The organism is Motilimonas sp. E26, assembly GCF_021278025.1.
In the GTDB taxonomy this organism is placed as follows: domain Bacteria; phylum Pseudomonadota; class Gammaproteobacteria; order Enterobacterales; family CBDFNC01; genus Motilimonas.
In genome coordinates this window covers 18,811-38,112 of sequence record NZ_JAIBHJ010000020.1, presented here as the reverse complement: position 1 = coordinate 38,112, position 19,302 = coordinate 18,811, and the positions used below count along the sequence as shown (strand labels likewise).

The 19,302-nt window shown below is 43.8% G+C and carries 18 protein-coding genes; 9 read left to right on the top strand and 9 right to left on the bottom strand.

Annotated features, from left to right (window positions below; genetic code table 11):
• Positions 1-112 precede the first annotated feature (112 nt).
• The gene (locus tag K1M91_RS15515; protein WP_232803094.1) at positions 113-715 is read left to right on the top strand and encodes a beta-phosphoglucomutase family hydrolase; all 603 of its coding nucleotides are present in this window, start codon (positions 113-115) and stop codon (positions 713-715) included.
• Between the two features lie 74 nt (positions 716-789).
• Here the strand turns inward: K1M91_RS15515 and metE are convergent, their stop codons facing one another.
• The 3 genes from metE to K1M91_RS15500 form a co-directional block, all read right to left on the bottom strand.
• A complete protein-coding gene (gene metE, locus K1M91_RS15510; protein ID WP_232803093.1) occupies positions 790-3,096 on the bottom strand; it encodes a 5-methyltetrahydropteroyltriglutamate--homocysteine S-methyltransferase in 2,307 nt (768 codons plus the stop codon).
• Positions 3,097-3,279: 183 nt separating this feature from the next.
• Positions 3,280-3,684 carry a hypothetical protein gene (locus K1M91_RS15505; RefSeq protein ID WP_232803092.1) on the bottom strand — a complete coding sequence of 135 codons (405 nt, stop codon included), beginning with the start codon at positions 3,682-3,684 and terminating at the stop codon, positions 3,280-3,282.
• Positions 3,685-3,862: 178 nt separating this feature from the next.
• Positions 3,863-4,588: a transporter substrate-binding domain-containing protein gene (locus K1M91_RS15500; protein ID WP_232803091.1), complete on the bottom strand. Its 726-nt coding sequence runs from the start codon at positions 4,586-4,588 to the stop codon at positions 3,863-3,865.
• Positions 4,589-4,841: 253 nt separating this feature from the next.
• On the opposite strand from K1M91_RS15500, the gene K1M91_RS15495 reads away from it, so the two are divergent.
• From K1M91_RS15495 to K1M91_RS15485, 3 genes are all read left to right on the top strand, one after another.
• Positions 4,842-6,233, top strand: coding sequence for a DUF4397 domain-containing protein (locus K1M91_RS15495; protein WP_232803090.1), 1,392 nt, complete (start codon positions 4,842-4,844; stop codon positions 6,231-6,233).
• Positions 6,234-6,314: 81 nt separating this feature from the next.
• Positions 6,315-6,671: a hypothetical protein gene (locus K1M91_RS15490; RefSeq protein WP_232803089.1), complete on the top strand. Its 357-nt coding sequence runs from the start codon at positions 6,315-6,317 to the stop codon at positions 6,669-6,671.
• A 212-nt stretch (positions 6,672-6,883) separates the two neighbouring features.
• Positions 6,884-7,240 carry a hypothetical protein gene (locus K1M91_RS15485; protein ID WP_232803088.1) on the top strand — a complete coding sequence of 119 codons (357 nt, stop codon included), beginning with the start codon at positions 6,884-6,886 and terminating at the stop codon, positions 7,238-7,240.
• A gap of 55 nt (positions 7,241-7,295) precedes the next feature.
• Here the strand turns inward: K1M91_RS15485 and K1M91_RS15480 are convergent, their stop codons facing one another.
• The 6 genes from K1M91_RS15480 to K1M91_RS15455 form a co-directional block, all read right to left on the bottom strand.
• Positions 7,296-8,096: a CLCA_X family protein gene (locus K1M91_RS15480; protein WP_232803087.1), complete on the bottom strand. Its 801-nt coding sequence runs from the start codon at positions 8,094-8,096 to the stop codon at positions 7,296-7,298.
• 27 nt (positions 8,097-8,123) lie between these two features.
• Complete coding sequence (locus K1M91_RS15475; RefSeq protein WP_232803084.1) at positions 8,124-8,858, bottom strand: amino acid ABC transporter ATP-binding protein; 735 nt, start codon at positions 8,856-8,858, stop codon at positions 8,124-8,126.
• Complete coding sequence (locus K1M91_RS15470) at positions 8,855-9,526, bottom strand: amino acid ABC transporter permease (RefSeq protein WP_232803082.1); 672 nt, start codon at positions 9,524-9,526, stop codon at positions 8,855-8,857. The genes K1M91_RS15475 and K1M91_RS15470 overlap by 4 nt, the downstream gene beginning before the upstream one ends.
• A gap of 14 nt (positions 9,527-9,540) precedes the next feature.
• A complete protein-coding gene (locus K1M91_RS15465; protein ID WP_232803080.1) occupies positions 9,541-10,299 on the bottom strand; it encodes an amino acid ABC transporter substrate-binding protein in 759 nt (252 codons plus the stop codon).
• Between the two features lie 247 nt (positions 10,300-10,546).
• A complete protein-coding gene (locus K1M91_RS15460; protein WP_232803079.1) occupies positions 10,547-11,788 on the bottom strand; it encodes an ABC transporter substrate-binding protein in 1,242 nt (413 codons plus the stop codon).
• Between the two features lie 67 nt (positions 11,789-11,855).
• The gene (locus tag K1M91_RS15455; protein WP_232803078.1) at positions 11,856-13,838 is read right to left on the bottom strand and encodes a methyl-accepting chemotaxis protein; all 1,983 of its coding nucleotides are present in this window, start codon (positions 13,836-13,838) and stop codon (positions 11,856-11,858) included.
• 207 nt (positions 13,839-14,045) lie between these two features.
• Here K1M91_RS15455 and K1M91_RS15450 point away from each other — a divergent pair, with 207 nt between their 5' ends.
• The 5 genes from K1M91_RS15450 (at position 14,046) to K1M91_RS15430 (ending at position 19,265) form a co-directional block, all read left to right on the top strand.
• Positions 14,046-14,378, top strand: a complete 333-nt coding sequence (locus tag K1M91_RS15450; protein WP_232803076.1) for a metalloregulator ArsR/SmtB family transcription factor — start codon at positions 14,046-14,048, stop codon at positions 14,376-14,378.
• A gap of 14 nt (positions 14,379-14,392) precedes the next feature.
• A complete protein-coding gene (locus K1M91_RS15445) occupies positions 14,393-15,394 on the top strand; it encodes an ArsJ-associated glyceraldehyde-3-phosphate dehydrogenase (protein WP_232803068.1) in 1,002 nt (333 codons plus the stop codon).
• A gap of 313 nt (positions 15,395-15,707) precedes the next feature.
• Positions 15,708-16,205, top strand: a complete 498-nt coding sequence (locus K1M91_RS15440) for a cyclin-dependent kinase inhibitor 3 family protein (RefSeq protein ID WP_232803066.1) — start codon at positions 15,708-15,710, stop codon at positions 16,203-16,205.
• Between the two features lie 107 nt (positions 16,206-16,312).
• A complete protein-coding gene (gene arsJ / locus K1M91_RS15435; RefSeq protein ID WP_232803064.1) occupies positions 16,313-17,515 on the top strand; it encodes an organoarsenical effux MFS transporter ArsJ in 1,203 nt (400 codons plus the stop codon).
• Between the two features lie 109 nt (positions 17,516-17,624).
• The gene (locus K1M91_RS15430; protein ID WP_232803063.1) at positions 17,625-19,265 is read left to right on the top strand and encodes a phosphoethanolamine--lipid A transferase; all 1,641 of its coding nucleotides are present in this window, start codon (positions 17,625-17,627) and stop codon (positions 19,263-19,265) included.
• The last annotated feature ends 37 nt before the right edge of the window (positions 19,266-19,302 follow it).

Here is a 19,302-nt window from a genome sequence, read left to right as displayed (position 1 = left end):
CCAGGCAAAAGCCTCATCTTAGCGTGGATTAAAATATAAAGAAAAAAATGAAGTGGTGAGTTTTGATCGGGTTCGCGTATATTTATGATTTTGTCATGAGCGAGGTATCGTAATGCAAGTAAATTTAAATGCTTATCAAGGGATTATTTTCGATATGGATGGCACTTTAGTTGACTCAATGCCATTGCATTTAAAAGCATGGCAATTGACGGCGGAGAAGTTTGATTTTGAATATGATAAAGAATGGCTGTACAACCAAGGTGGCACACCAACCTATGGTATTGCCGAGCTGATTAATGCTAAACAGCAGCGTAACCTTGATCCGTCAGCGTTAGTTGCTAGTAAGCGAGAATTTTTTGATCAAATTCGTCATCAAGTTGAGCTGATTCCTGAAACATTTGCTTTATTGCAGCAGTTGCAGGGGCAAAAAAAGTTAGCCATTGGCACCGGAGCTGATGCTCGCACCACGGAGTTTATTCTCAATACCTTAGATTTATTGCCGTTAGTGGATGTGGTGGTGAATGCTAATGATGTTGAGCGACATAAACCTGAGCCTGATACCTTTTTATTAGCCGCGCAGAAAATAGGTTTAAAGCCCGAACAGTGTGTGGTGTTTGAAGATACTAAAACAGGTTTGGCCGCGGCACAGGCAGCAGGCATGGATTGTTATTTGGTCATCAATAATAAAATAGCGCGGTTTGTGCCTAAGCCTTAGATTGTATTCGCAATATAAATCTCCCACTGAGGTTATAGTGGGAGATAAATTTATTCAGCGAATGCGCGAGTAAATTAACATGTGGCGCGAAGGGTTTTCGCGGCGTCCACCATGTTTTTTAACGCGGCGTTAGTTTCAGGCCAATTACGTGTTTTTAAGCCACAGTCTGGGTTCACCCACAGACGCTCTGGGTCGATTTTTTCGGCCGCCGACTTTAATAAATCAATTATCCAAGTCTGCTCAGGCACATTAGGTGAATGAATGTCGTAAACACCTGGGCCGATGTCATTTGGGTATTGGAAGGCTTCAAAAGCGTCCAGTAATTCCATGTTAGAGCGCGAGGTTTCGATGGTGATCACGTCAGCATCCATCGCAGCAATTGACGGCAATATGTCGTTGAATTCGCAATAACACATATGGGTATGAATTTGTGTTTCATCTTTTACGCCGCTGGCACTAATTCTAAAGGCCTCGGTTGCCCAATCAAGATAAGGCACTTTTGCCGCTTCTTTTAATGGCAGCCCTTCACGTAGGGCGGGCTCGTCAATTTGAATCACTTTAATACCCGCGTCTTCAAGTGCTACTACTTCATCACGTATGGCTAGGGCAATTTGCTTGGCGCAGGCTTCACGGCTGATGTCGTCGCGGTTAAAACTCCAACATAAAATGGTGATGGGGCCGGTGAGCATGCCTTTCATTGGTTTTTTAGTTAACGATTGCGCAAAGGCGCTCCAGCTGACGGATAGGTCGCGGCTACGTTTCACGTCACCGTAAATGATCGGTGGTTTAACACAGCGCGAGCCATAACTTTGCACCCAGCCGTATTGGGTGAAGGCAAAACCGTCGAGTAGCTCACCAAAATATTCCACCATGTCGTTACGCTCTGGCTCGCCGTGAACTAAGACATCAAGATCCAAGGCTTCTTGCGCGGCAACCACTTGGCGGATTTCGGCTTGCATGGCTTGAATGTATTGATCTTGTTTGATTTTACCTTGCTTAAACGCGCTGCGGGTTTGGCGAATATCTGCCGTTTGTGGAAATGATCCTATGGTAGTGGTGGGGTAAGCTGGCAAGTTTAAATGAGCTTGTTGTTGCTTGATCCGCGTAGCAAAGTCGCTGTAACGCTGGCTGGCGGCGCTGGTTAGATTGGCAACGCGTTGCTTTACCTCTTCGCGATGGATTAATGGTGATGTGGCTCGTAATTGCACGATCTCATCGCTGTGGCTTAATGAGCTAAGGCTGACAGGCTCTTGCGGATCGTCGATGATTTGTTTTAGCTGCTGTAACTCTTGGAGCTTCTGTTTCGCAAAGGCTAACCAAGGTTTGATCTCGTCGCTGAGCTTCTGCTCTGAATCAAGATCCACTGGACTATGCAGTAAACTACAAGAAGGTGCCAGCCAGAGTTTGTTGCCGAGTAGATCTGCCACGGGTTTAAGTTTGTTAAAAGCGCTGCGCAGATCGGTTTTCCAAATATTACGGCCATTAATGATGCCGGCCGACAGTACCCAATCTGCTGGCCAATTTTGTAAAACGGGTTTGAGTTGCTCGGGGGCACGCACTAAATCTAGATGTAAGCCATTAACTGGTAGTGACAGCGCTAAGGCTTGGTTGTCGGCCAAACTATCAAAATAGCTGGCGAGTAAAATGTTAGGGCGGTTTTGCTCAAGCGCTTGGTATGCTGTTTGATAAGCGGCTTGCCAGTCTTGTGGTAAATCAAGTACCAGTGCGGGCTCGTCAAGCTGTACCCAGTTAACGCCAAGGGCCTTAAATTGCGCTAATAAATCTTGATATGCGGGCAGTAAATTAGAGAGTAAATCTAGCTTATTGAAGCCACCTTGGGCTTTGCCTAACCATAGGTAAGAAATTGGACCCAGTAATACTGGTTTGGGCGTAAAGCCTGCCGCAAGTGCTTCTTTAGTTTCATCAAGTATCTGTGTGTAACTTATATTAAACTGTTGGTTTTGTTCAAATTCAGGCACTAGATAGTGATAGTTGGTATCAAACCATTTTGTCATTTCACATGCCGCGGACTGACCGTTACAGCAGCTATGATCATGTTCTTGGCCGCTGTTATCGGTGCCACGTGCCATGGCAAACAAGGTGTCTAGGGTTATACTGTTATCGGCGTTGCGATGACGTGCTGGGATCACGCCAAAAGTAGCGGAAAGGGTAAGTACGTGGTCGTACCAAGCAAAGTCACCAACAGGGACTTGCTCGATACCTGCGGCCGCTTGCTCTTGCCAGTTGTGCAAGCGGATTTGCTGACCAACTTTTGTTAATTCAGCTTGGCTTGATTGTCCTGACCAGTAACTTTCTAGCGCATGTTTTAGTTGGCGTTGATCGCCAATTCTTGGATAACCGAGGTTAGATAATAAAGCCATAATGTAGTCCTGTATGTTTAGACGTTTATGCCAATCAGAATCTACTGCGCCTATCTAATGAGGCTTTAATTCCGATTGGTCTAGATGGCTATAGTATTTTACATAAGCTAAGTTGAATCAATCTCACAATTTTTGTTTTAATCATGAGGTAAATTCATAGTGTGATTTTTGCTGCTGGCCTGACTAACGGATACTAAGTGCTTGTGAGATTTGTCTTTGCATTACCCACTCTTCGGCATTGGCTAAGTCGCGAAATACACCAGTGTTGAGCGGGGTGGTTTCGGTATAGGCATTCCACATACGTGATAAGCCATAAATAACGTCTTTTTCTGATATTACGGCTATCAACATGTGCGGGTTAATTTGTAATGCTTCTTTGTCGCGTAACGCCATTTTCCATATGTCTTCATGAGAAAGATCAAGATCTTGGGCTTGGCTGTAATCCAGAATCTGATAGTGGATATTTTTTATACTGTGGTTATCAGTGTAAAGAGTGCTTTTTATTTCTCTAATATCATTCACATTGATCACTCCTGTGGCTTGGATGATGACTCCGCCATCATTTAGCCGCTTTATTGATAATGGCATGCAGCCTCCTTTTCGCTCACTGTTATTTTGTCGCTAACTTAGCATTTTCTATTTGGTTTATTGTAGATTTATTTATACCAGACTGAATAAATTTGCACCTAGGCAAGGAATTAGCATACTTCATTAAGATTATGATAAGCATTTGTTTTAGTTGTGTTTTATGGTTTTTATGTTGATGTTAATATTCTTTGATTAACTTGTCGTAAGTGCCATCTTGCTTGATCTCGTTGAGCGCTTTACGAATTTTTTTTACAATTTCAATATCGGTTTGCAAACCCATCGCAATATAGAGTTTGTTATCACTAAAATCTTTGATTGTATATACGATTTTAAGTTCGTTGCTTAAGTCTAAGGCTCTTTTGTGTAAGTAATAAGAAGCTGTTTCTTTCGCTACTGGCCAAAGGTCGATACGATCCATCAATAATTTCTCTAAGTTTGCTTCATGGCTGTTATTGCGTTGTAGTTTTTTAAAGCCTTGTAATACCAAAAACTGCTCGACGTGATCGTCTCTGGTACTGCCAATATTAAATTTTTTAGCCTCTTTCAACTGGTTAAAGGGTTGGATATCTTGGCGGGAAGAAAGGGTAAAAAAGTGATACTGGATATCGGCAATCACGCCGATCCAATGAAAGTAAGGCTCTCTTTGTTGTGACCTGCTGATACTGTAAATTAGGGTGTTTGGATTTTTTTGAGTTTGGTGATAGGCGCGAGACCAAGGTAAAATGGTGATTTTATAGTCATATTCGGCTCGCTCTAAGGTGGCTGCTACAATGGCGGTGCTAATTCCTTTGACTTGCCCCTGCTCTAAATAATTATAGGGCGGGTATTCTTCTGTCACCACTTCAATCGTAACAGCCCAAAGCGTCTGGCTTAGCAGCCATAGCCCACATAATAGATACTTCATTCTCAATGCTCGTGGCCTTGCTTGTATTAAGCATGGCTCATTTTTTCCAATGTTGACAAGGTGGATTGCTGTTACTTGAGTTTTACACGTGAGCTCAACCGCAATTGTTGTGTGTTTGTATTTATTTGTGATCAGTTTGTGAATTGATGGCGTAGAGGCTTAGGAAGAACAGAAACATTCACGGATGAATGGTACTTCCATGTGTTAACACAGCTAAATAAATTAATACAAACAAACGCTAAGGAAATGTGGCATGAAAAAATTTAGCAAAATTCTTTTAACATCAGTGATTGCGGCTAGTTTAAGCGCTTGTATTGACGATGATGATCCTGTGGTAATGGCTGAGAACTCATATCTGCGCGTTTTACATGCAGCTGCGGATGCTCCAAAAGTTAATGTTTGGTTAGATGGTAAGCCAGCATTAGAAGGGGTTGATTATCAACAAACATCAGGCGCAATAAAGGTAGCCGCAGGCTCTCATACCGTACGAGTGGATGCTATTTTACCTGATGGGAAAACCTTGACGGTGATCCCTGAGACAACACTCGATCTTGCCAAGGACATGGAATATAACGTGGTTGCATTAGGTAAGGCCGCGTTAATTGGTAGTGGGGATGCTGCAGAATTTGGGCCTGCCATTATTTCTCGTGCTGCTTTGACGCCTGAAGGCGCACGTGTTCAGGCGATTCATGCTGCACCCGATGCGCCAATAGTTGATATTTTTATTACTGCACCAAATGCGGACTTATCAGCGGCCACTCCATTTGCCGATGATGTTTCTTATAAAGCCAATACTGAGGCTGTTGAAGTGCCGGCGGGCACTTACCAAGTTCGCTTAGCTAAATTTGACGACCCAAACGTCGTTTATTTTGACTCGGGTGCGGTAAACCTAGCTGCAGGCTCTGACTGGGTGGTTGCAGCGGTAAAAAATACAGATGCGGGTGAATCACCTGTCAACCTATTAATCGATTCAGGTACTGGCCCTGTGGTGGTTAAAGATGTGAACACTGGCGCCGACATTCGCGTAGTCCATACCATCTCCGATGCGCCTGCGGTGGATGTTTGGGTCAATGGCACAGCTCCTGCAATGGGTAGCCCGCTTTATAATTTGGCTTACAAAGCCAAGACTGATTACATGCCTGTTGCAGCTGGCGATTATGATTTTGCGGTGAGCGTAAATGGTAGCGATCCCGTTACTGTTGTAGATGCGCTAGGCTTGAAGGGAGCAACGTTGGCCGCGGGCATGACTTATACCGCCATGGCAATTGGTAATCTCGGTGACAATGCAGACAACGATGAGTTGTTTGTGGTGACAGATAAAACTCGTCGTGTTGCTACCGAAGCACAGCTACGTGCCATTCATGCGTCAACGATGGCGGGCAATGTTGATATTTACCTTAGTGCCGATGCTAGCCCAAGTGATGACGATGTTATTTTGAAAAACATCCCTTACAAGGGTGATAGCACTGTGTTATCGGTTATGCCAGGCACTGCTTATGTGATGATTACGCCAGCGGGTGATGCATCTACCATTGCAATTGGTCCCGCTGAGCTGCCATTAGCGGCAGGTACGTTAACGACGTTGGTGGCGATTGATGATCCTGCAGCCGCGACTGGCGTTTCTGTTATGAGTCTTGATGATTAATCGACTTTTCTAGTCAGATAGCTAAACTTAAAAGGGCCTATTAATAGGCCCTTTTATTTTTGCTCAGAGCGCGGTTAGTTAATGTGGCGTTATATTTTTATTCTGTTTTTATTTACGCACACGAGTGTGGCGATGACGTTCAGTAGTGATCAAGCATCTTTTACTAAGAGCTTTGATCCCCGAGGCGTCATTGTTTCTATTCAAAGTCGTTCAGATTATTTACTACTTTGCCATGTGCGATACTTACAGGATAAGGTTTGGTTGGTGCTGGGCGCGCAAAGCCAAAGCCGGCCTTTGCTTTTGCCAAATGCCCAATACTATGATGGCTCTTTTGCATGTAAGCCTTACCAAGGGAAAAAAGCGCCGGGTAATATGTGGCGAGTGCAGCCTTATCGTTACGGCATCCCTGCAAAAAATAAGCTTATTACTGTGCTTTAATTACCTAACCCGAATCTTGGATAAGCGAAGATAGTATATTTTCCTGCAAAAACGCGGTGAATATGTCCTTATAAGCTTTACATTTTCATCTCTGAAAACGAAATTTTGCCGTAAAACATGCTTTATCTGGCTGCGACTACCTTAAAACGGACTGAGGTTGATTATATTAATAGAGGTTACTTCAGGTCTGCTTCATTATTGGGTGAACTTTGATGCGATATTTATTGCTTTTTCCTATTGTGTTTTCTTGCTCGGTGGCAGCTGCCATTTACTCGAAAGATCAGGTTTATTTGAAAAAAACACGGGAGGAAGAAGGCTTAGTGGTCTCGGTGCAAAGTCGTGTTGAGGGCTTTTTAATTTGCCAGCTACGTTTTCGTCGAGACGTAGTGTGGATGGTGTTAGCTGCGAAGGAGCAGGGGCGGCCGTTGCTGTTGCCGCAAGCAAATTACCACGAGCCTTCGCTGCAGTGCAGTGACTATAAGGGCAATAAACCTCATGGCGCTATTTGGCGTGTGCAACCCTATAAAACAGCTATTCCGGAAAAGAACAAATTGATCGAGCTTTATTGAGCTTAGGTAGGGGATTTATCTATTTGAGTTCAGCTTCATCTTCTTTGCTTATTGCCTACTGGCTCGATTTCTTAAGCGCAAATCCCAGTTGATAAAAGTAGAGTTTAAACTCCTGAGCAATCGCTTCCCGGTGTTGAGCAAGGGGATAGATTCCGGCCTTGGCTAGCTCGGTCTGTTGTGTGCCTGCAACCAAATAACGATTGGTGATCGAACTGTGATCTTGTACAAAGGCTTCAAACGCGCGCGCCATTAGCTCTGTTGGACGGCTGTAGTAGAGCTGGTTAAGTTGCTTGTCTAAGGCTATGGCAGCCTGAGTGTAGGCTGATGCTGCTTGGCCTGATTCAGACAGCAACACAATCTTAAAGCATTGTGCTAGCGCTTGGTTTAATGGATGTGCAATTAATGTATTTTTATTCAACCAAGTATCTGAAGCAAACTTATAGTGGGGAGGGGTAAAGACTTTGTCTGTGATGTAGTGGTCAAAGGCATGCCAAAACTCATGGGCAAGGGCGCCCGCGCCAGCATTTTTAGCTAAGGCTAAGGTGCGACTATAAGGGGCGTAGTGGGCTTGCACGCCTGCTTGGCCGCCGGTACCAAAAGCCAAGTTTAGTTGACCCTTAAGGCCTAGGGCTTGGCTGGGTAGGTTTAAAATAGTGGCTAAATCGAATAGGGCATCAAAAATTAAGTTGGCAGCAATTTGCTGCTCTTCTTTGCTGACCCAGCGACCGATTTTAATGGTAGAAAAAGCAAAGGCATGCTGAATGTCTTGAAAACTAACATCGGCCTGATTGCGATAATCAGGCCCGTTGCGATAGTGAGTTTGGTGCAGTCGAGAAAGGCGCATACTGCCTAGCATATCAGACTCTTTTTTATTGCCTAACGCTTACTTGGTGGCGCGTGCTAAAAAAGCTCGAGTGCGTTCGCTTTTCGGTGCCGTAAACATTTGCTCGGCGCTGCCTTGTTCAACGATATGGCCATCTTCCATAAAGATAATTTTATCGGCTATTTCACGGGCAAACTGCATTTCATGGGTGACCACTATCATGGTTTGTTGTCCTTGCGCCAGTTGTTTCATCACTGCTAAGACTTCATCTACCCATTCTGGATCGAGGGCGGAAGTGGGCTCGTCAAATAAGATGACCTCGCCTTTGGCTGCCATGGCTCGAGCAATGCCTACTCGTTGTTGTTGACCGCCTGATAACTGCACAGGGTAATGATTTATTTTATCGCCTAAGCCCACTTGTTCGAGAATTTTTTTACTGGTGGCAAAGGCTTGCTGTTTTGGCTCTTTCCAAACAGTGAGCAGCCCTTCGGCGACGTTTTCTAATGCCGTTTTGTTAGCAAAAAGTGCATAGTTTTGAAATACGAAGCTACTTTGTTGGCGCAATTGGGTGATACTTTTATTGTTGGCGTGCGCTACATCAACCTTAACTGGCCCAATATTAATGATGCCAGTAGTCGGGGTTTCAAGGTAATTTAAACAACGTAATAAGGTTGATTTACCTGTGCCTGATGGCCCAATAATGACCACGATTTCACCTTGCTTAACCTCAAAATCAATGCCTTTTAGTACGGCTAGTTCGCCAAACTTTTTACTCAGGTTAGTTACTTTGATCATTTTACATATGCCCGGTTAAGATGCGTTTCTAGGCGATGTTGTAGTTGCGTGAAGATCACGACGACAACCCAGTAAACAATGGCTACGGCAACAAAACTTTCGAAAAATTTAAAGCTAGAAGAGGCTTCCATTTGTGCTTTCGACATTATTTCTGCCACCCCGAGGGTAAACGCGAGTGAAGTACTTTTGATCATGTCGATAAAGTAATTCATCAGCGATGGGGACGCCACACGGGCCGCTTGTGGCAAAATAATGCGACGCATGGCCTGTAGCTTGGTCATTCCAATACTTAAGCTGGCTTCCATTTGGCTGCGGTCGACACCCAAGATAGCCGCGCGAATACTCTCTGCCATGTAAGCAGAAAAATGCAGCGATAAGCCAATCACCGCAGCAGTAAATGCGTCCATGCCGACGAGCCATGGCATCAATTGTGGCAAACCGTAGTAGAGCAAAAATAATTGTACTAGTAGTGGTGTGCCACGAAAAAAAGAAATGAATACAATTGAAGCTTGATTCAATACAGGCACAGAAAAAACACGGATAACGGCTACACATAAGGCAATAATCAACGCAAATACGAAACCAAGTAACGCCATCTGCATGGTTACGCCCAAGTACTTTAGCAGTATTGGAAATAGTTCTAGTGTGTAAATAAAATCAAAGTTCAACTGCTCAGTTCCCTTTATTTAGTGATGTCAGCATTAAACCATTTTTGCGAAATTTGGCTTAGGCTTCCGTCTTCTCGCATGCTAGTTAATGCTGTGTTGACACGTGTAATTAGCGCCTTGTTTTCATCTGATTTGATAAAAGGCATCGCATTTTTGATGGTTTCAAATGGTTCGCCAGCTAGCTCGAGTGGTAAGCCCGATTTTTTAATCAGTTGAGCAGATGATACCCGATCCATCACAAATGCATCAGTGCGACCAAGAACGACATCTTGTTCAAAGCCGGCATCATAAGTGATGATGTTAATTTCTTTGTTTGGATCCGCTTTGCGTAAAAGTTGCTCGAAGTTGCTGCCTAAATTTACCGCGACTTTTTTGCCTTTTAGATCGTCAATGCCTTGAATATCCGTACGGCCTTTTTTCACCACTATTTGTGCGCCATCAATCACGTAAGCTTGGGCAAAGTCATACTTAGCTAAACGTTCATCAGTGATGGTGATTTGATTTGAAATAGTATCAATATGGCCAGCTTCTAACATACCAAATAGGCCTGAAAAGTTAGCAGTTTTAAATTCTACTTTTAAATCAGCGCGTTTACCGATTTCATTCCAAACATCAACTTCAAACCCTTGCAGTACATCCTTTTGCACAAAGGTAAACGGGAAGTAGCGGCCTGACATGCCCACTTTGATGGTGTCCTGGGCAAAAGCAGGTGCGGTGATAAAGCTTAGGGCGGCCAAGGTAATAGCCAGTGCGCGAGAAAAGCGTGTAGTCATGATTTGCAGCCTCTTTGTCTAGTTTCGGTTATTTTTGTTATATATAAGTCTAAAAAGTAATTAATAAACAGATTTAGATAACTAATTATTATATAACTCTGTAGTTAAATCACTAGGTATTGAATCTTTTTTAGTCAAAAATTTCTATTTTACGGGCATTGCTAGTGAAATAAAATGGTGAGGTATGGCTAACAAAAAAGCCAGGCAGAGCCTGACTTAATAAAGAGTAGATATGCAGCGGTAAAGGTTATTCGCCAGGTTTATACCAAGTGTCCATGCCTTTTTGTAACCGGTCGGCTGCATCTTTTGGGGTCATGGTGCCATTGATTACACCAACACTGGTTTCCCAAATTTCTAGCTCCAAGCTAGGTTCACCGCGATTTAAAATTTGGTATGAGTTACGAATGGTTGAATCACAAGTATCACGCCACGCTATCATGGCTTTTGCGGTCGGGTCGTCAACATCAATGAAATGATTTGATAACGAGAAGAAGCCAGGTAGCGCATTAGTATAAATAGCGGCGAATTCTCCTGTTGTCATCCATTTTAAGAAGGTTTCAGCGTCCTTCTTATTGGCACTTTTGGCGTTAATACCGACACCTATGTCGGTATGGTCACTGATGTAACATTCGTCATCCGTGTTCTCTACCGGTGGCATAAATACACCAAGATCTAACTTAGTATTAAAAGCGGCTATATCCCATGAGCCTGCAGGGTAAATAGCGGCCTTTTGATCACCAAACATCGCGATGGCGTCATTATAGGTACGAGTTTGATAGCCCTCACCCATATAGGGACCCCACTTCGCAAGTTGTTCAAATACTTTTACGTATTGCGGTGCATTGAGTTTTTCATCGCCGTCGATAACAGCTAGGCGGCCGTCCTCACCTTTCCAATAGTTAGGGCCTATATTTTGAAAGCCCATGGTGGCGGCTTCCCATTTATCATTGGTGCCCATGGCTATCGGTGTGTATTTACCGCTGGCTTTTACTTTATCCAATGCTGAATAAAATTCAGCATTGGTTTTGGGTGGCGTTAGCCCTAGTTCTTTAAAGATGGTTTTATTGTAAAAGAAACCGTGGATCACCGATGCCATTGGTAAGCAAAATGATTGTGCACCATTATCTGTTTGCCATGCGGCTTTGGCAAAATTTGGAAAATTTCCCATACCGTCTAGCTCGGTTATATCGGTTAAATATCCGGCTTGGAATAGTTTCAGTGAATCGTCGAATGGGCGACAAGTGATTAAGTCTCCCGCACTCCCATCGGCTAATTTTTTATTAAGGGTGTCATTGTAGTCAGTGGCATTGGTGTGAACGAAGGTGACTTTTATATCTGGGTGTTTAGCGTTAAATGCTGGAATGATGACATCGTTCCAAATAGCTGCATCTTCACGCCAGCTCTCTATTGAAATATTACCGGCATGGGCAATGGAGGCCGATAACAAAATGGATGCGCCAATAGCATAAGGCAAGGTTTTTAACTTCATTACGAACCCCTTTTTGGGTTGATTAACATATCCTCATTACTGGTTACTGAATAGAATGAGGGGCAGATTAAACTTTGAAGCGTCGGATCAAGGTTTGTTGCTGTTCAATCAATTGCGCTAAGACTTCACTGATCCGAGCTGAATCGCTGGCTTCTCGCTCGGTTTCGAGCGCAACTTCGGTGATACCGTTAATATTTTTAGCTATGTCTTGGCTGACGGCTATTTGTTCTTCAGTGGCTTGGGCGACATGAACACTCATTTCTTTGATGGCCTCCATTCGCGTAGCGACTGCTTGCAGGGCTTCATCGGTGAGACGCGTTTGGTCAACACAGTGGTTAGTTTGATCTTGGCTTTGATGCATCACATTAGCAACTTGACGAGAACTTTTTTGTAGGTTTTCGATCATGGCTTGAATTTCAATAGTTGATTGCTGCGTACGGGTGGCGAGGGTACGTACTTCGTCAGCAACTACCGCAAAGCCACGGCCTTGCTCACCGGCTCGAGCGGCTTCGATGGCAGCATTCAATGCAAGTAGGTTAGTTTGTTCGGCGATGCCACGGATAACATCGAGAATACTGCCTATATTCGCGCTGAACTCTTCTAGTTTCTGTGTGATGCTTACTGCCTCATTGATTGAATTGGCTAGCTGTTCAGTCAACTGACGATTTTTGGCGACCAGCTCGCGACCCGTGTCGGTATCTTCGTTAGCAAGGGTGACTTCTGATAAGGTATTTTCGGTTGAACGGAATACTTCACCAACACTGACTTCCATCTCTGATATGGCAGTGGCAACTTGATCAGTCTGGTTTTTTTGGTCGGCAACTCGTGCCATCGTGCGATCGCTTATTTCTGCAGCGTTATTGGCCTCTTGAACGAGTTGCACAGAGCCTTGGTTAATTTTACTGAGTACATCAGCCATACTATCTACTAGGGTATTTAGGGACTCAGACAAGGTGCCAAACTCATCACTGGATTGATAATCGACCCTTTGTGTCATATTGCCCTCAGCCATCACTTTTAGTACTGGGGTAATCAATGACAGTGGTTTGTGAATGCTGCGCGCAATGGTAAAGCCGATAATAGCGGCTACCGCAGCTGAGATGAGTGTCACGATAACAATGTAAAAGACCGCAGTTTTAACTGCTTTGTCTGCTGAGCTCTTTGCTGCTTCGGACTCTGTTTGTGCTTGTGCTGTGAAACTGGTCAGTAGTTGCTCCACTTGAGCCATTTGTTGATTTGCTTGCTCGGTGAGTCTGACTATGTTTGTTTCTAGTTTTTGCTGTTTCAGCATTAAGGGTAGTAAGCCTTGTTCAGAAATACTGATATCCCGAAGTTTATTGACTGCGCTGTTAAAGCGTATGATGACACCTTCATCCACCTTTATTTTTTTCGCCCCAGACAAGGCTTTCTCTATATCTGCAGAAAGGGCTTTTTGTAGTGCCGTCAGGTCTGTTTTGATTCCCGCGCGACGTATTTCTTTTAAATCACGAGCGATGCCGCTGGTTACACGTTCTGCTTTATTACGTTGTGAGCGTTTACTGGCAGTTTCACCTAGTAACAATAACGTTGCTTGCTGAAAGTTATCTTCCTGTTTGACAAAATCGTCTCGCAAAGCAGATAAAGCGTTAAGTGTTTCTAGTAAATCTCTGTGTTCAGATAATATTTGTTCAGCTAAACCAAAATAGTTACTGGCGGCAGTTTGCACTTCGTTAAAGCTACTTTGAATACTTGGATCTAAGGCTTTGCTGCTACTGAGCTGTTGGCTAATTTGCTCAAATTGGTTCTTTTCTTTATTAAATTGCTCCTGATGAATGCTGAGATCGGCGGTTTCGTAGGTAGTACGATATTCGAGTAAGCTGCGATTATTTTTCAGCAGTGCACCTTTGAGATCGGCATTGGAAATTAGTAAAGGAGTGGTTTCCTCGGTGACTGTTTTCAAACTTAAATTTATTTGCTTGGTGTTTAAATAACTAATGCCGCCCAAAATGGCGAGGAGAATAAACATTAGGATAAAGCCAGCAATAGTTCGCTGAATAATACTTAGATGCATGATCCCTTGACCCATCGATGGCTGATTTTTTAAGCATAGAGTAGCGGTAACAGTTTGCACGGACAGCGCCGTTTGTTGACTTATTTTTTATATGTTGGCGAACTTATTGTGAATTTTTTATTAAGGTTGCGTTGTGTCTTATGGTGGAGATTGCAGTGATAGGTTTTGTTTGTTATTTTTCTTTCATCTTTATATATGGATATTCGTATGTTAGAGCATGAATATTTAAAATTACTTGCCGATGAAACTCGACTCAGTTGCACATTATTGATTTTTCAGCAGAAAAAAATGTGCGTTTGTGAATTAACCGAGGCTTTGCAATTAAGTCAGCCGAAAATTTCACGTCACTTGGCATTATTGCGTCAAAGTGGAGTGTTGACCACAGAGCGTAAAGGGCAGTGGGTTTATTACCAACTAGCAATAGATTTACCCCTTTGGTTTTGTGATTTACTCCAACAGTTAATTACGAGTGATGCGCTGTCAAAAAGCTATCACCTTGATACGACAAAATTGAACTCAGCGAATGTGTGCTGTGACTAAAAGGGAATTAAGCAATGGCGATTAAAGTTGGAATTAATGGATTTGGCCGTATTGGACGTTTGGCACTTCGCGCTGCTTTCGACTGGCCTGAATTAGAATTTGTGCAAATAAATGATGTCGCTGGAGATGCCGCGACACATGCACATCTATTAGAGTTTGATTCAATCCAAGGGCGATGGCACCACCCTGTCACCGTTAAAGAAGATGCTTTAGTGGTAGATGGGCAGACGATAAAAGCAACGCAACAGCAGGATATAACAGCCGTTGATTGGTCTGGTTGTGATGTGGTGATTGAGGCCACAGGGGTTCATCGTGATGTTCGTTTTTTAAACCAATACTTGGCGCAAGGTGTTAAACGTGTGGTGGTGTCTGCGCCGGTGAAGGACAATGCCGTTGCCAATATTGTGGTGGGGGTAAACGAGCAAGTATTTAACCCAGATGTGCACCGCATTGTGACGGCAGCATCTTGTACTACTAACTGTATTGCTCCCGTAGTTAAGGTTATTCATGAGCAGCTAGGCATCGAAAACGCTTCTTTTACTACCATACATAACCTGACTAATACGCAAACCATATTGGATGCTCCCCATAAAGATTTACGCCGTGCTCGGGCATGTGGTGTTAGCTTGATCCCAACAACGACAGGATCCGCGAAAGCGATTGTGGAAATTTTTCCTGAATTAGCAGGAAAAATTGATGGCCATGCGGTGCGGGTACCATTAGCTAATGCTTCATTAACAGATATTATTTTCCAAGTTAAACAAGAGACAACGCCTGAGCAGGTAAATGCTTTATTACAGCAAGCCGCGGAAGGTGAGTTAAAGGGCATTCTTGGCTTTGAAACGCGGCCATTGGTCTCGATTGATTATAAAGGCGACCAAAGGTCAACGATTGTTGACGCGTTATCGACTATGGTCGTGGGCGGTAAAATGGTAAAAATTTATGCTTGGTATGATAACGAGATGGGGTATGCCACGCGCACAGCTGAGTTAGTACGCATTGTTGGCTTGGCCTAGTTATAGAGAGCGATTAACAAAATGGGTTATGCAACCATGACCGAGCAGCAGAGTTAGTTCGCATTGTTGGCTTGGCCTAGTTATAGAGAGCGATTAACAAAATGGGTTATGCAACCATGACCGAGCAGCTAAGTTCAGCTGAGTTAGTACGCATTGTTGGCTTGGCCTAGTTATAGGGAGCGATTAACAAAATGGGTTATGCAACCATGACCGAGCAGCAGAGTTAGTTCGCATTGTTGGCTTGGCCTAGTTATCAAGGCCTTAAATTAGGGGTTACCTGTTAGAGATAATAGTGAACCCGCAGGAGAGATAGATGACACATCCGACTTGGCAACTGCCATTAAATAACCAAGGTACAGAGCTAGTACTGACGCCTTGTCCTGGCACTAAGGGCACGGATTTAGAATCCTCATTGCGCCAATTAAAAGATCGTGGCGTAAAAGCGGTAGTGACGGCCCTTAATGAGGCTGAAATGGAAAAGGCGGGAGTGGCTGAGTTAAGTCAGTTAACGCAAAGCTTGGGCATGCAGTGGTTTCATTGCCCAATTGAAGATGATCAGGCGCCTGATGCCCATTTTAAAATAGATTGGCTAAAGGCGTCCCCTGAGCTACATCAATTGCTCGATAACAATCAAGCCGTGGCGCTGCATTGCATGGGGGGATCGGGCCGCACCGGTTTGCTTGCTGCGCACATTTTATTAGAACGAGGCTGGGATTTAGACACCATTAAAAAGCGCGTGCAAGCGTTGCGTCCTGGTGCCTTTACTAAGGCGGTACAAATTGACTATGTGGATCAGTTAGTTACGCCATAAACAACAGACTTATAACGGCAACATGCTTATTATGCTGCCGTTATAGATGTTACTTCTACCAACTTTATTGCAAAAATTTAACTCTTTGTTTTATAAAGGAACCCTCCGTGCTTTCAAGTTTGCCAAAATCGGTTCGCCAGTATTTATTGGTCACGTTTAACTACTGGAACTTCACCGTTACCGATGGTGCGTTGCGCATGCTGGTGGTGTTGTACTTCTATGATTTGGGCTATGGCGCGTTCGCAATCGCTTCGTTATTTTTGTTTTATGAATTTTTTGGTGTGGTGACTAACCTATTGGGCGGTTGGTTAGGTGCTCGTATTGGCCTGAATCGCACCATGAATATCGGTTTGTTGCTGCAAGTGGTGGCACTGTTAATGCTGACCGTGCCGCCTGACTGGTTAGTGATGGCGTGGGTAATGTTAGCGCAGGCCTTATCGGGCATAGCGAAAGATCTAAATAAAATGAGCGCCAAAAGCGCGATTAAAACCTTAGTACCAAGTGATCAACAAGGAAAGCTTTATCAATGGGTAGCTTTATTAACGGGCTCTAAAAATGCTTTAAAAGGCGCGGGCTTTTTTGTTGGTGGACTACTACTGCATTACTTGGGCTTTCAGCTAGCTGTATTAACGATGGCAGCGGTGCTGTTGCTAGTATTTATCGGCAGCGTGCTGAGCTTGGATGCCAGTTTAGGTAAAGCAAAAAGCAAACCTAAATTTAATGAGCTGTTCGCAAAATCTCGTAGTATTAATATCTTATCCTTGGCGCGCATGTGTTTGTTTGGCGCCCGTGATATTTGGTTTGTAGTCGCGCTGCCGGTTTATTTAGCCAGTGTGTTTGATTGGAGCCATAGCCAAGTGGGTGGCTTTTTGGCGCTATGGATTATTGGCTATGGCGTGGTGCAAGGTTTTGCGCCTTATTTTACGGGTAAGCGTCGCGGCGTGGTACCCAGTGGCTCGGCGGCGGTGCTTTGGGCTGGGCTGCTCACGTTAGTGACGGCTGCGATTGCCCTTAGTGTGCAGATTGAATGGCAGTCAGAATACGTCATCGTGCTTGGTTTACTGGTGTTTGGCGCGGTATTTGCGATTAACTCGTCGTTACATTCTTATCTGATTGTCAGTTACGCTCAGGAAGATGGCGCTTCACTGGATGTGGGCTTTTATTATATGGCCAATGCGATGGGGCGCTTAATTGGCACTATTTTGTCGGGTTGGCTATTTCAAACCATGGGCTTTGTGGCTTGTTTGTGGGCTTCGGCAATATTTTTATTGGTGACCACTTTAGTATCATTGGCATTGCCGAAACATTGAAACTGTTCATTTAGCTAAATCAGTACGTCTACCTCTCCCTTCTTCTTAAGGTTATCTTAAGGTTTCATAACCATACTTAGAGTCTGTCTCATTATTTAGGCTCTTAGATTTGAAATCGATAATCCCTACTAAATTATTTACCACGACTTGGACACTAAGTTATGAGCAAGTGATAGTGATGCTTGCGTTATATTTTGCCATCGTGTTGAATTTCCCCGTGACTCAAAAGCTGTATCAACTTGCCGGAGAGGGGCATTTAGCTTTTGCTTTGTCACCCACTTTGGTGTTGTTTTGCTGCTTTCTCATTATTTTTAGTTTATTGGCGATTCCGTATCTGTTTAAGCCTTTATTAACGCTTATTACCTTATCTTCTGCTGCGGCAACTTACGCCATTTGGAAATACCAGATAGTGTTTGACTACGGCATGGTCGAAAACATATTAGCGACTAACTCGGGTGAGGCGTTGTCATATGTGAATATTTACTCTGTGCTGTATTGCTTGGTGTTTGGCGGTTTACCAGTATTGTTGTTATACCGAACGCATATTTTATCTCGAGAGAGTTGGTTAAAAGCAGGATTATTTCGCGCTGGTCTAGTTGTTGCTGCGTGCCTGATGCTCGCCTTGTTAACGGCGTTTTTTTATAAAGACTATGCTTCTGTTGGACGAAATAATCGCTATATCACCAAGATGATTGTGCCTGCGCACGTTTATTATGGGGTTAAGTATGTCAAACGTACTTTCTTTACTACTCCCTTGCAGTATGTCGAACTCGGTAAAGATGCGACAGTAAAGCCGAGCAAAAACGGTAAACCAAACTTAGTGGTGTTAGTGGTTGGCGAAACGGCACGCGCCCACAACATGCAATACAATGGCTATCAAAGGGAGACTAATCCCTATACCCAAGGGCTTAACTTAATTGCATTGCAAAGTGTGTCTTCTTGCGGCACGGCGACTGCCCATTCTTTACCTTGTATGATGTCAAACTTAAGTCATGATAATTATAAGCGTGAGTGGGCGGATAGCCAAGATAACGTGCTCGATGTTATGGCCCATGCTGGCGTGGATGTAACTTGGTTAGAAAATGACGGCGGTGACAAACATGTGGCGAAAAATATCACCAAACATGAACTGACGTTAAGCCAAGGTTGGGATGGTTGCCAAAGTTTAAGTTGTTATGATGAAGTGTTAGTGCAGCAGTTAGCACAATTAGTTGACGCGAAAGACAAGCCCAGTGATCAGTTAGTGGCGCTGCATATTATTGGTAGCCACGGCCCTACTTATTATCAGCGTTACCCAAAAGACATGGAAGTGTTTAAGCCCGCTTGTCGTCGCAGTGACATTGAAAACTGCAGCGATGAAGAGATAGTAAATGTGTATGACAATACCTTGGTCTATACCGATTATGTGTTGGCACAAACTATTAAATTGTTACAAGGTTACAGTGAGCAATATAACGTGGCGTTGATGTATTTGTCGGATCATGGAGAATCACTTGGCGAAAATGGCCTGTACCTACATGGCACGCCTTATGCCTTTGCGCCAACTGAACAAACTCACGTGCCATGGTTGATTTGGTTACCTGAAGAGTACGCTTCTGCCCAAGGGATTAACCGTGATTGCTTAGCGCAAGCTGCTAAAACGGGCACTTTCTCCCATGACAATTTATTTCACAGTTTATTAGGTTTTTATGGCGTGGAAACCCAAGCTAAACAGGCGGAATTGGATTTCATCGCTGGATGTCGAGGTTAGGATTTACCATAGGGTAAACATACAGATTTAGAGAATG

What these genes read in the sequence shown, in the direction of transcription:
- K1M91_RS15515 (WP_232803094.1), top strand. Translation starts at nt 113, where the DNA reads ATGCAAGTAAATTTAAATGCTTATCAAGGGATTATTTTCGATATGGAT.
- metE (WP_232803093.1), bottom strand. Translation starts at nt 3,096, where the DNA reads ATGGCTTTATTATCTAACCTCGGTTATCCAAGAATTGGCGATCAACGC.
- K1M91_RS15505 (WP_232803092.1), bottom strand. Translation starts at nt 3,684, where the DNA reads ATGCCATTATCAATAAAGCGGCTAAATGATGGCGGAGTCATCATCCAA.
- K1M91_RS15500 (WP_232803091.1), bottom strand. Translation starts at nt 4,588, where the DNA reads ATGAAGTATCTATTATGTGGGCTATGGCTGCTAAGCCAGACGCTTTGG.
- K1M91_RS15495 (WP_232803090.1), top strand. Translation starts at nt 4,842, where the DNA reads ATGAAAAAATTTAGCAAAATTCTTTTAACATCAGTGATTGCGGCTAGT.
- K1M91_RS15490 (WP_232803089.1), top strand. Translation starts at nt 6,315, where the DNA reads ATGTGGCGTTATATTTTTATTCTGTTTTTATTTACGCACACGAGTGTG.
- K1M91_RS15485 (WP_232803088.1), top strand. Translation starts at nt 6,884, where the DNA reads ATGCGATATTTATTGCTTTTTCCTATTGTGTTTTCTTGCTCGGTGGCA.
- K1M91_RS15480 (WP_232803087.1), bottom strand. Translation starts at nt 8,096, where the DNA reads ATGCTAGGCAGTATGCGCCTTTCTCGACTGCACCAAACTCACTATCGC.
- K1M91_RS15475 (WP_232803084.1), bottom strand. Translation starts at nt 8,858, where the DNA reads ATGATCAAAGTAACTAACCTGAGTAAAAAGTTTGGCGAACTAGCCGTA.
- K1M91_RS15465 (WP_232803080.1), bottom strand. Translation starts at nt 10,299, where the DNA reads ATGACTACACGCTTTTCTCGCGCACTGGCTATTACCTTGGCCGCCCTA.
- K1M91_RS15460 (WP_232803079.1), bottom strand. Translation starts at nt 11,788, where the DNA reads ATGAAGTTAAAAACCTTGCCTTATGCTATTGGCGCATCCATTTTGTTA.
- K1M91_RS15455 (WP_232803078.1), bottom strand. Translation starts at nt 13,838, where the DNA reads ATGCATCTAAGTATTATTCAGCGAACTATTGCTGGCTTTATCCTAATG.
- K1M91_RS15450 (WP_232803076.1), top strand. Translation starts at nt 14,046, where the DNA reads ATGTTAGAGCATGAATATTTAAAATTACTTGCCGATGAAACTCGACTC.
- K1M91_RS15445 (WP_232803068.1), top strand. Translation starts at nt 14,393, where the DNA reads ATGGCGATTAAAGTTGGAATTAATGGATTTGGCCGTATTGGACGTTTG.
- K1M91_RS15440 (WP_232803066.1), top strand. Translation starts at nt 15,708, where the DNA reads ATGACACATCCGACTTGGCAACTGCCATTAAATAACCAAGGTACAGAG.